The organism is Clostridium sp. JN-1 (genome assembly GCF_003718715.1).
In the GTDB taxonomy this organism is placed as follows: Bacteria; Bacillota; Clostridia; order Clostridiales; family Clostridiaceae; genus Clostridium_AV.
Genome location: NZ_CP033465.1, coordinates 1,560,582 through 1,573,034, shown reverse-complemented (window position 1 = coordinate 1,573,034; position 12,453 = coordinate 1,560,582). Strand labels below are relative to the sequence as shown.

At 29.1% G+C, this 12,453-nt stretch carries 8 protein-coding genes; 5 read left to right on the top strand and 3 right to left on the bottom strand.

Annotation, left to right across the window (positions count from 1 at the left end):
• Nucleotides 1–154: 154 nt before the first annotated feature.
• The 3 genes from gap (at nucleotide 155) to EBB51_RS07430 (ending at nucleotide 3,467) form a co-directional block, all read left to right on the top strand.
• Nucleotides 155–1,207 carry a type I glyceraldehyde-3-phosphate dehydrogenase gene (gap, locus tag EBB51_RS07440; protein WP_123053880.1) on the top strand — a complete coding sequence of 351 codons (1,053 nt, stop codon included), beginning with the start codon at nucleotides 155–157 and terminating at the stop codon, nucleotides 1,205–1,207.
• 275 nt (nucleotides 1,208–1,482) lie between these two features.
• Nucleotides 1,483–3,156: a glutamine--tRNA ligase/YqeY domain fusion protein gene (locus EBB51_RS07435; protein ID WP_123053879.1), complete on the top strand. Its 1,674-nt coding sequence runs from the start codon at nucleotides 1,483–1,485 to the stop codon at nucleotides 3,154–3,156.
• A gap of 38 nt (nucleotides 3,157–3,194) precedes the next feature.
• A complete protein-coding gene (locus tag EBB51_RS07430; RefSeq protein ID WP_123053878.1) occupies nucleotides 3,195–3,467 on the top strand; it encodes a hypothetical protein in 273 nt (90 codons plus the stop codon).
• 65 nt (nucleotides 3,468–3,532) lie between these two features.
• Here the strand turns inward: EBB51_RS07430 and EBB51_RS07425 are convergent, their stop codons facing one another.
• Complete coding sequence (locus EBB51_RS07425; protein ID WP_123053877.1) at nucleotides 3,533–5,512, bottom strand: methyl-accepting chemotaxis protein; 1,980 nt, start codon at nucleotides 5,510–5,512, stop codon at nucleotides 3,533–3,535.
• A gap of 269 nt (nucleotides 5,513–5,781) precedes the next feature.
• On the opposite strand from EBB51_RS07425, the gene EBB51_RS07420 reads away from it, so the two are divergent.
• Complete coding sequence (locus EBB51_RS07420) at nucleotides 5,782–6,519, top strand: alpha/beta fold hydrolase (RefSeq protein WP_190285244.1); 738 nt, start codon at nucleotides 5,782–5,784, stop codon at nucleotides 6,517–6,519.
• A 57-nt stretch (nucleotides 6,520–6,576) separates the two neighbouring features.
• On the opposite strand, the gene EBB51_RS07415 is transcribed toward EBB51_RS07420, so the two are convergent.
• Both EBB51_RS07415 and EBB51_RS07410 read right to left on the bottom strand, forming a co-directional pair.
• Nucleotides 6,577–8,736 carry a YhgE/Pip domain-containing protein gene (locus tag EBB51_RS07415; RefSeq protein ID WP_123053875.1) on the bottom strand — a complete coding sequence of 720 codons (2,160 nt, stop codon included), beginning with the start codon at nucleotides 8,734–8,736 and terminating at the stop codon, nucleotides 6,577–6,579.
• A gap of 11 nt (nucleotides 8,737–8,747) precedes the next feature.
• On the bottom strand, nucleotides 8,748–10,913 hold the full coding sequence (locus EBB51_RS07410; RefSeq protein ID WP_123053874.1) for a YhgE/Pip domain-containing protein: 2,166 nt from the start codon (nucleotides 10,911–10,913) through the stop codon (nucleotides 8,748–8,750).
• A gap of 470 nt (nucleotides 10,914–11,383) precedes the next feature.
• Here EBB51_RS07410 and EBB51_RS07405 point away from each other — a divergent pair, with 470 nt between their 5' ends.
• Complete coding sequence (locus EBB51_RS07405) at nucleotides 11,384–12,433, top strand: carbamoyl phosphate synthase small subunit (RefSeq protein ID WP_123053873.1); 1,050 nt, start codon at nucleotides 11,384–11,386, stop codon at nucleotides 12,431–12,433.
• Nucleotides 12,434–12,453 lie beyond the last annotated feature (20 nt).

The window sequence follows — 12,453 nt, the reverse complement described above, 5'->3', positions numbered from 1 at the left end:
AAATAAGGCTATTCTACTTTTAATAGTTTTAAATAAAATTGACATGTATGATTATTATTGTTATAAATAGTGTAGCATATATATCAAAAATGATGCATATATGAGTGATAAATAAGTAAATGTTATATAATATTTAATGTGGGGGTAATAAAGTATGTCTATAAAAGTTGCTATTAATGGTTTTGGAAGAATAGGGAGAACAGTGCTTAGAATAGCACAAAATAAATTAGATAAAGATTGTGAAATTGTGGCTATAAATGCTAGAGCAGATAATGAAACTTTAGCACATCTATTTAAGTATGATTCTTGCTATGGTAAATTTGACGGCAGTGTGGATGCAGACGATGACCATCTTATAATAAATGGAAATAAAATAAGAGTTTATAGAGAAAATGATCCAGAAATGTTACCATGGAATGAACTTGGGGTAGATATAGTTATAGAATCTACAGGGAAATTTAAAAGTAGACAAGGTTTAAATAAACATATAAAGGCAGGAGCTAAAAAAGTTATATTGACTGCACCAGCAAAAGGTGAGGATGTAACAATAGTTATGGGTGTCAATGAGGATAGTTTGGATGTTGAAAAGCATAATATAATTTCAAATGCATCATGTACTACAAATTGCCTGGCACCTTTTACTAAAGTATTAAATGATAAATTTGGAATAGTTAAAGGTCTTATGACAACAATACATTCCTATACTAATGACCAGAGAATTTTAGATAAAACCCATAAGGATTTGAGAAGAGCAAGGGCGGCAGGAGAATCTATTATACCTACAACTACAGGAGCTGCAAAAGCTATTGCAAAGGTTATTCCAGAACTTAAGGGAAAATTAAATGGATTCTCGGTTAGAATTCCTACTCCAACTGTTTCACTTACAGATTTAGTATGTGAATTATCCAAAAATGTAACTCGAGATGAAGTAAATGATGCTTTTAAAGAAGCATCAGAAGGATATATGAAGGGAATACTAGGATATTCAGAGGAACCTTTGGTATCGATAGACTACAGGGGAGATGAAAGGTCATCAATAGTAGATGGACTATCAACCATGGTCATAAGTGATAATATGGTTAAGGTTATTTCATGGTATGACAATGAATGGGGATATTCCTGCAGAACCGTTGATTTAGTAAATTATACAGCTAATTTGATGAAAGTTAATTATAAATGTAGAAAAAAAGATATGAATATTGCTTAAAACATGGATTATATGTAAACTTACAATGTAATTTTAAAAATATTAAGACTTATGCGATATAACTTAAATTTAGTTATATCGCATTTTTATGTGATATAATAATAGTTGTAAATTGGAAGATTTTTAGAATTAATATTAAATATATTGGAAATAAATATAACAAGGTATTATCGACTTAAAATGCAGCTTATAGAAAAAGTTGTTGTTTTATGATATATTTATTTCAATAGAGTTGGAAAATATAAATAACTTAAATATAAAGGGAGAGGACAAGAATGGAAAACAAACAAGGTAGAACGAATTTTATAAAAAATATTGTTATAGACGATTTGAAGGAAGGAAGATGTCAGCAAGTAGTAACTCGTTTTCCACCAGAGCCAAATGGTTATTTACATATAGGTCATGCAAAATCTATAATATTAAACTTTGAATTGGCAGATGAATTTAATGGGAAAACTAATTTACGTTTTGATGATACAAATCCATTAAAAGAAAGTAATGAATACGTTAGAGCTATTAAAGAAGATGTAAAGTGGCTGGGATATAATTGGGATAATATGTGTTTTGCTTCAAATTATTTTGATGAAATGTACAAAAGAGCAGTACTTTTAATAAAAAAAGGAAAAGCTTATGTATGTGATTTAACATCGGAACAAATCAGAGAATATAGAGGAACACTTACTGAGCCGGGTAAGGAAAGTCCTTATAGAAATAGATCAATAGATGAAAACTTAGACTTATTTAATCGTATGCAGCAAGGTGAGTTTAAAGATGGAGAAAAAGTTCTCAGAGCAAAAATTGATATGGCATCTCCAAATATAAATATGAGAGATCCTATTATATATCGTATATCACACATACTGCATCATAATACTAAAGACAAATGGTGTATATATCCTATGTATGATTTCGCACATCCAATAGAGGATGCCATAGAAGGTGTTACTCATTCAATATGTACATTGGAATTTGAGGACCATAGACCACTGTATGATTGGATGATAAGTGAATGTGAAATGGAAAATAAACCTCATCAGTATGAATTTGCAAGACTAAACTTGACAAATACGGTTATGAGCAAGAGAAAACTAAAAGCATTAGTTGATGAAAATTATGTAGATGGATGGGATGATCCGCGTATGCCAACTATTGCAGGATTGAGAAGGAAAGGATATACTTCAGAGTCAATAAAAAATTTCTGCAGGGAAATTGGTGTTGCAAAGGCAAGCAGTATAGTTGATGAAAGAATGTTAGAGCATTTTGTAAGAGAAGACTTGCTCCCTAAAGTTCCAAGAACCATGGCTGTTTTAAAACCAATAAAAGTTGTTATAACAAATTATCCTGAAGGTCAAACTGAAATGCTTACGGCAGAAAATAATCTTGATAACCCAAATGCAGGAGTACGTGAGATACCATTTTCAAGAGAAATATATATTGACAGCGATGATTTTATGGAAAACCCTCCTAAAAAGTATTATAGATTGTATAAAGGTAACGAAGTTAGATTAAAAAATGCTTATTTTGTTAAATGTAATGATGTTATTAAGGATAAAGATGGAAATATAGTAGAATTGCACTGCACTTATGATCCAGAAACTAAGAGCGGATCTGGATTTAAAGGAAGAAAAGTTAAAGGAACAATTCAGTGGGTAGAAGCATCTCATGCTGTACCAGCAGAATTTAGATTATATGAACCTTTGATATTGGATGAAGAATTACAGGAATCACAAGATGAGGGTAAATCATTCCTTGACTTTGTTAATCCAAATTCTATTAAAGTACTTCATGGATTTGTTGAACCATACGTAAAGGATGCAAAGCCGCAAGATAAATTTCAGTTTGTTAGAATTGGATTTTTCAATGTAGATCCTAAATATACTAAAGAAGATAAACTTGTATTTAATAGAATAGTACCTTTAAAGAGTTCTTTTAAAATTGATAAGAAATAAAATGTTGATTTAAATAATTATGATTTGAGGAGAATAAAATGCTTAGAATATGGGGTAAAATCGTTAAAAATAATAAAATTTTAGAAGATGATGTAATTGTATCTGATTTAGACGATAGTTATCAAGAAAATCTAAAGTCTTGTATTGCGGATTTGTGTAATAAATTTGATATAGAAAAACCATATTGGCTCCCATATAATGTAGAAGAGTATAATAGAAGACATAAAACTATATTCAACCAAAATAATTTTATTGAAAAAATAAAATTTGATAAATTTGTAATAGAAGAATTACATGATGAAAAAAAATGAATATAGATAGATCTTTATAATAAAGAGCTGCTTCAAAATTTATATTTGGAGCAGCTTTCCTTACATTAAATTTTAAATTTTTGAATTGTTTCGTTGAGCTTTTGTGCGAGTTCTGCTTGATTTTGAGAAGTTTTATTAATTTGCAGCATACTCTGTGTTGTATCCTGCATAATACTTTGAATTTTATTGGTATTTTCTGAAGATGAATTAGCTATTTGAGCCATACTGCTAATTGCCTTAGTTACCTCGTTTACTGTATCCGCTACTTCACTTGCCATTGCAGCAAGTTCATTTGAAGTATTTGATGTAAATTCAGAATATACATAATATTTTTCTCCAGTTTGCGAATAATTATCTAATTGCATATTTACATTTTCATTAATAAATTTTAATAATTCGTGGCTTGTATCTGAAAGATTTTTAAAGGCATCTTGTACTTTTATAACAGTGTTTTGAATTGTTGAAACTGTTTCAGAAGATTGTTCTGCTAAAGTTCTTACTTCATCTGCAACCACGGCAAATCCTCTTCCATGTTCTCCAGCTCTTGCAGCTTCTATAGCTGCATTTAATGCAAGAAGATTAGTTTGTTCTGCAATACTTGCAATTATATCTGCCATCTTCTTTATTTCCGAAACAACTTTACCGTTGGATATAGCTTCTAGTACTTTTTCTTCTTCATTTTTATAAATATCCTTACACTCTTTTATTGCACTTTGTGCATTTTCCTGGACAGAAAGAGCTCTTTTTTTTGATTTAGAAGCATTTTCATTCCCGACTATAGTTTTATTTGAAAGTTCATTTATATTTGAATCTATTTCTTCTACGGAGGCTGTCACTTCTTCTGCTGAAGCAGTTGTTTCTTGGGAGCCGCTTACTATATTTCGTATAGAATCATTTATATTTTCAAATTTTAATGTTATTTCTTGGACCGTTGCAGAAAGCTCTTCACTTGAAGAACTCATATTTTTGGAGTTTTCAATTATAGTTTTAATTAATGATTTTACATTTTTCTGTGCAGTGTTAAGTAAATCAGCAGTTTGTCCAAATTCGTCAGTTCTATTTAATTGTATAGGAGTACTAAAATCATAATTTGATAATCCTTTTGCAAAGTTTTCAATTTTAAACAATGGTTTAACTATGTATCTTGTGATAAGTGAGCCGCATATAAATGCAAGTATTATCATAACAACCAATATAATATAAAGTACAACTTTACTTGTGTTGAGTTCCATTACATAATCACTTCTTGGAAGTATAGTTACAACTATCCACCCAGTTTGTTTTGATTGAGAAAAACCAACTATATTTTTAGATTTTCCACTTCCATAAGTTAAGTTACCATTTTTCTCATCTAAAATTGTCTGTCCTGAAGGTATTTCTTTTTTTATATTGAGAAGTAAGTTACTTTTATCAGGATCAGCAATTATAGTTCCATCTGGCAAGATCAATAAAGCATATCCTGTTTTTGATATTTTAGTTGTTGTCAATTTGTTTTGCAATGTTGATAAATCAACATCGAAACATACATCTCCAATTTTACCACTGTCGAGTCTTACTTTTTTTGAAAGGGTTATAACCATTTTACCTGTGATTGCATCCTTATAAGGTTTTGTTATAATTATTTTACCATTTGCATTCATAGTATCTTTATACCATTGTCTTTCAGTTGGATCATATCCTTTTGGAAGTTGTACTTCAGGATATAAAATTATTTGTTTAGTTTCATCTGATAAGTATGAGTGCATTATATCCTTATTTGTATCTGTTATACTCTTTAATGAATTGATAACACTATCGTTATTTCCTCCAAGTACATCATTATTCATTGATAATGATTCAAGTTCATGTTTTAAAGAATTGCTATACACATCTATGTACGAAGCTTTTTCATTTGATATTTGAAGAGTTATTTCGTTTGCCTTATTATTTACTAGTTTTAATGCAGCATGAGAAGAAGAAAATGATATTACTAAGAGTGGTACGATAATAAATAACATAAGTATTGTTATTAACTTGGTTTTTAATGATATGTTTTTTATTTTCATAAACAATATTACCTCCCTTAAATTAAGATATTATATAATTATTTTGTATGATAAAAGATATAATCAAAATATAATTATATATAATTTTAGCATAGATGCTCATATAAATCTATAAATATAAGTAAATTACATATATGGTAATATAATGTTAAAAGCTAATTTGAAATTATTAATGATATGTAAAATTAGTAAAGACGCCAAAATATATACTGTAAAAGTATGATAAGATTGTCTTAAAAAGAATTATGATAAATTATAGGAGGAATATAATGAGAATATTACTTAATAATATACCATGTATTGTATTTTCGCCAAGTAAAGAAGATACAAATACACCAACTGTCTTTTTATACCATGGTTGGAGTTCTTGTAAAGATAATCATTCTTTTACAGGTGAAATACTTTCAAAGTTTGGATATAGGGTTATAATTCCTGACTCTATACATCATGGTGAACGAGGAAGCTTAGATTATGACGACTTTAACATTGGAGAAGAGTACTTTTTTGAAACGATATTTAATTCTATAGATGAATTCCCTAAAATTCTTAAAGGAGTGCAGGACAAATTTAATATAAATACTGAAAAAATGGCTGTTATGGGTCATTCAATGGGGGGATTTATATCATCGGGTATATTTGCAGAACATAAAAAGATAAAGACAATGATTTGTTTTAATGGTGGAACATCATATGAAAAGGCAGTAGAGGAACTTAGTAAACCAGACAAGGATTATAAAATTTCAAAGGAAGATGATTATAAAATAAAAAAATATGATCCACTTGCAAAGCTAGTAAAACAAGATGATTTAAGACCTATATTTATTTTACATGGAGCATCTGATGAGATAGTTCCAATTTCCATACAAAAGTATTTTTATGAAAAAGTTTCACCATTATATAAAAAATCACCGCAAATTTTAAAATTTGATGAAATACCAAGATTGAATCATTATGTTACAATTGGAATGCTTAAATCATCGATTGAGTGGATGAATTTATATGTTTGATTTTATAAAAGGGGTATTTTAAAACTAAGTAGTTAGTTTTAAAATACCCCTTTTATGCTATAAGCCAGATTTTCTAAATTCGCTCTCTGACCAACTAATTAATTTGTGAAAAGGCTTTTTTAAAACAGCAATAATTAAAAATGCACCTGCAAAGCACATTAAGGCAAAAATATCTTTAAAAACATTACTCCAAATAGGTCCTGCTATGGCTTCTCTGAATCCATTTATAGCATATGTAAAAGGCCAAAGTGGTTCAAGTACTCCAAATATTTTTGGCAGGATATTTACAGGATAAAATCCTCCTGCACCTGCAATTTGGAAGACCAAAACTACTACTGCAGCTCCTTTTCCAACATTTCCAAGCACAGATACTAGTGTGACTATAATAATAGTGAAGACAGCGCTGCAGATAAGTGCAAATCCAATCATGAGCTGCGGATTTACAGGTTTTATTCCTACTATATATATATCACCTAAAGTTATAATTATAGTTTGTATAAGTGATATTATCAAAAAGAAAATTAACTTAGCAAAATATTCATGCCATAATTTTACTTTTTCACCGCTTTCAAGATCCTTGCATTTAACTGTCAGCATGGAGCATAACAACAAAACTCCCACCCATATTGCAAGAGTAGTATAAAAAGGTGTTATTCCATATCCAAAAAGATTTGAATTATATAATTCAGATCTTTTTACATCAATAGGTGATGATATAAATTCTGATATTTCATTAGGGTCCTTTTCCATTAAGTTTATTATTGAGTTTAAGTTTTGAGCACTTAAGCCTTTCGTTTTATCGACTAATTTGTTTAGGTCATTTTGAATATCTGTTAATTTTTTATTTAATTTATCTCTTTGCTTATCCAAATTTTTATCATTTGATATTTTTGAACTTGCTATAAGATTTAGTTCAGGTACCAATTGTTGTGTTGCATTAAGTATTGAATCAATACTATCTAAATCAGAGTTCGATTTATCTGATAATAAATTCATGGATTGATATACTCCTGAATAAAAGTTATCTGATACATCAATCATATCTGTAGATATTTCACTACTTAATGTTATTAGTTTATCTATAACTTCATTAATGTTATTTTGCGAAGAATTGTTATTCACTAAGGTTTTTAATTCAGCTAAATAATTGTTTTCAGTATTTATTGAATCTTTTAATGACTGCAGCGAATCTATAAGCTGATTTTTTATATTAGTATGTATAATTTCGTTTAACCTATTTAAAATCCTAATATCAGTATCAAGCTTGTCTATTAAAGAATTATTTAATTTAGTAATATTGTCTATAGTATTGCTAGCTGAACTTTTACCGACATCTTCATTATTTATATTTTCCAAATTATTGAGTAAAAGTTGAACCTGATTTTCTTTTGATTCAATTTCACTTATATCCTTATTTAAATCATTTTGCATAGAACTTACAGATTGTTTAGTGGATAAAGTGAGTGTTCTGCTTTCTCCTACAATATTTTGAAGATTACCTATCTTCTTGGATAACTTAGGTAAATCAGTTTGAATTTTACTTAGACAATCCTGAAAATCTTTTGAGTTAGAATTTTCTTCTGATAGATGATTTTTTATATCACTTATAGTGGATATAGCTTCAGGTAATGTATCCTTCATCTGTAAAATCACAGGCTTGTTTATTTCAATTTTCTTACCTGTAGAATTCAGTACTTTTAAGGATTCTTCATTGGCTGATTTTACAAAAGAGCTTCTTATATTATTTGATAGGGAATCCCTAACCGAATCTGTAATTTTAGTGGCTATACCATTTAACTTTTCATTGGACCTAAAGATTATATTAGGTTTTTCAGGTGATGACGTAACTAAGGTTAAAAGTTTACTAGAAAAATCAGTAGGTATTTCTATAAGGGAATAATATTTTCCCGAATTAAGATTATAATTTCCCTGCCAATCATCTACGAAAATCCAGTGTATGGAATTGTCTTTCTTCAGGTTTTTAACTATTTCATTTCCAACATTTATATTTTTCCCGTTGAAATTTGCACCGGTGTCATTGTTTACTACACCTATTGGCAGGTTATCTATCTTGGAATAAGGATCCCATGCAGCATTAATGCTAATCCAAGCATAAGGAGATGGCAGAAAACACAATAATAAAATTAAAGCAAGTACAGATGGAGCTTTTATTATATTTTTAAAATCTCTTTTTAATAGTTTAAATATTATTTTCAAAATGTTACCTCCTAAAATTCTCCTATGCCAGATTCTTTAAGTTTCATTCTAAATTTATAGGTTCTATCCTGCAAAGGTTTCTTTAAAAACATCCCAAGTAGTACAAAACCTACTGAAAACAAAAGCATACATACAAAATCTAAAACTACAGTACTTGTAAGAGGTCCTGCAATAGCTTCCCTGAAACCGCTTATCGAATAGGTAAATGGAAACAAAGGTTGTATTATTCTAAAAACAAGAGAATAAAGTTGTATTGGATAAATAGCTCCACTTCCAGCTATCTGAGTTATAAGTAAAATGATGGATATGGCCTTTCCTGCATTTCCAAACATGGAAACCAGGGTATATGTTATTATAGTAAAAGTTAAAGATGAAACTAATGCCACCATTATCATCAAGAATGTACTTGCCATTTGGACATTTACCAAAAGTTTATCACCAACAGCAATTATGAATCCTTGTACTAATCCAAAAGCTATGAATGTACTCATTTTGCCAAGATATCTTTCCCTTGCTGTTAAACCTTTATCCCCTTCAAATCTATCTGCATCTGTTTTAAAAATAGATACAAGTATAATAGAACCGATCCATATTGCAAGCGTAGTATAGGTTGGAGCCATAGCCGAGCCAAAACTTGAAATAGTATATATGTCTTGTGTTTTAATATTAAATGGACTCGATGTAAAACCTGCTATGAGGCTAGGATCACCTTGCAATATAGTAATTATCTGTATTATGTCATCATCACTTACTAGTTTAAGTTTATCTGCCAGATCATCAATAGAGCTTTTGAATTCAAGCAATCTATTATTCAATTTATTTGATGAATTTGCTGCTAGTTTATTTCCATTTATGAGCACATCTATAGAATTACTTCCTTGTGAATTAAGATTCTGCACAGAGCTTAAAACAGAAGAAGCTTCTTTTGTAGACTCAATAAGTTCAGCTGATATAGAATTCAAGCTTTTTCTTACTTGTTCATTGTATTTATTGGTTTCATCTATTAACTGCTGATTTAAATTTGCAGTATCATTTGCTATTGAATTTATTAATTCTTCATTTACCTTATTTGAATTGTTAAGTTGTTTTTGAATATCGTTTATTTTGCTTTTTTCTGCACTTAACGAGTTTCTAGTATTTTCTAATGAATTTATGAGTTCAGATGTATTGTCATCTCTCTTAAAATCATCAACTTTTCTAAGAAATTTAATGATGGAATTAAGTTTATTATCTATTAAGTCTATTTCATAATTGATTTTACTTACAGTGCTGTTTATATCATAATACTTAGCATTTGAAGCTGCTGAATTTAAACTTAATATTAGACCTTGAATTTTACATATATCAGCTTTTGAAGTACCTAAATCAATTCCAATGTTGTCAAAGGTATTGTTCATTGAAGACTGAAGTGATGATATAGATGAATTATTGCTTTCATTACCACTTTCTAGAGTGTCTATTCGTGAATTTATCATGGGAATGCCTGACTTAACTTGGGAAAGCATTGAATTCAAATCATTTGAAGCACTACCTGTATTGGAAAGAACATCTGTGATAATATCCATGTTATCACTTAACATTATTATTGCATCTTTTAAATTTATAATGTTTTGCTTGTTTTCACCTGCATCTTTACCGATGACGTTTAAATAAGAAAATATAGTCTTATTTACTGTATATGTAAAATTTGATTTTATCTCTTCTGCCAGAGTACCTTCTGCTACATCAGCTATTTTAAGGGCTACAGGACTATTTTTAGTATTTAATTTATAAACGATTTGGGCTTTTTTAGGGTTGTCTGATTTTATACTTGTAAGATCCTTTGAGAAATCTTCTGGAATTTTTATCGATGCGTAGTATGTACCATCTATAATACCCATATCTGCATTTTTTGCATTTACAAATTTCCATCCCATTTTATGATTATCTTTTAAATTTTCTACAACTTCGTTTCCTGCATTTAAATATTCTCCTCCAAGATTTGTGCCTTTATCTTCATTAACAATGGCTATAGGAATATTACTTGTCTTTCCGTAAGGATCCCAGCACGCATTTATATTCACCCATGCATACAGAGCTGGAAGAATGCATACACCTCCAGCAATTAACATTGTTATTTGATTTTTAAAAATACTTTTCATATCTCTTTTAAAAACTTTTTTAACATTTCTAAGCATATATAGCTCCCCTCCCTATTGTAAATACTTGTATTTGTTTGCAGAATTTAAATCTTTGATTTGTATTGCATATAATTTTATTTGCTAACTGACTGGTCAGTATTATTGAAACATTTTTTGTATTGCATGTCAATAGTTTATATTAATTTATTATATAAAAACTTTCGGTAATACAAATTTCAGAAATTTTAATTATATTGACATATTCAAAAGAACATACTATAATTAGTTACTAGATAGAACTGATGTAAAAAAATACACTTTAATTTGGTCCAGAGAGGCCAGAAAGAGGTATGATGTTTATGAAATCATTATTTATAAATACTATTGTTGAATTATATTTTAATATTGAAGATAAAAAGGTAATGGATAGACTCTTATTTTAGCAGCCTAACTATTACCTTTTTTAAATTTAGACCTTCAATAAAAGAAGTGTATTTTTACTCAGAAAACTTAAAGGAGGTCTTTTTATGAAAGCAAATCTTATATTGGAAAATGGAATGACATTCAGTGGAGAGGCATTTGGGTACCTTAAAGATAGTATAGGTGAAGTTGTATTTAATACTGGAATGACAGGATATCAAGAAGTAATTACAGATCCATCATATTATGGACAAATTGTTACTATGACTTATCCTTTAATAGGTAACTATGGCATAAACTTAGATGATATGCAGTCAAATTCAACAAAAGTTAAAGGCTTTATAGTTAGGGAAAAATGCAATATACCAAGTAACTTTAGAGCAGAAATTGAACTTGATGATTACCTAAAACAAAATAAAGTAATAGGAATGGAAGGTATTGATACTAGAGCTCTTACGAAGATTTTAAGAAAAAATGGAACAATGAAGGGAATAATAACTTTAGAAGACATATCTTATGAAGAAATAAAAGAACAATTAAAAGATTATTCTAATAAAGATGCTGTCAAGGAAGTTACAATTAAAGAAAAAAGAGTAATTAAAGGTATAGGAAAGCATGTTGCAATTATGGATTTTGGAATAAAACAAAATATAATAGATTCATTTTTAAGGAGAAAATGTAAAGTAACTATTTTCCCTGCATATACAAGTGCAAAAGAAGTACTAGATGTCAAACCAGATTTAATATTTTTATCAAATGGACCTGGAAATCCAGAAGATTTGCCAGAAGTTGTACAGAATATAAAGCAGCTTGTAGGAAAGGTCCCAATAGTTGGTATATGCTTAGGACATCAACTTTTAGCACTAACCCTTGGAGGAAAAACTGCAAAGTTAAAATTTGGGCATAGAGGATGCAACCATCCTGTAAAAGACATTAGAAAAAACAGAGTGTATATAACTTCTCAAAATCATGGATACTATGTAAGTGATTTACCTGAAAATATGATAGAAACCCATGTTAATTTAAATGATGGAACAATAGAGGGAATGGAACACAAGGATTTACCTATATTTTCTGTGCAGTTTCATCCAGAAGCATGTCCAGGACCTAAAGATAGTAATTATATTTTTGATGAATTTATGAAGTATTCACTTTAAAAGCATAATAATAGGAGGTA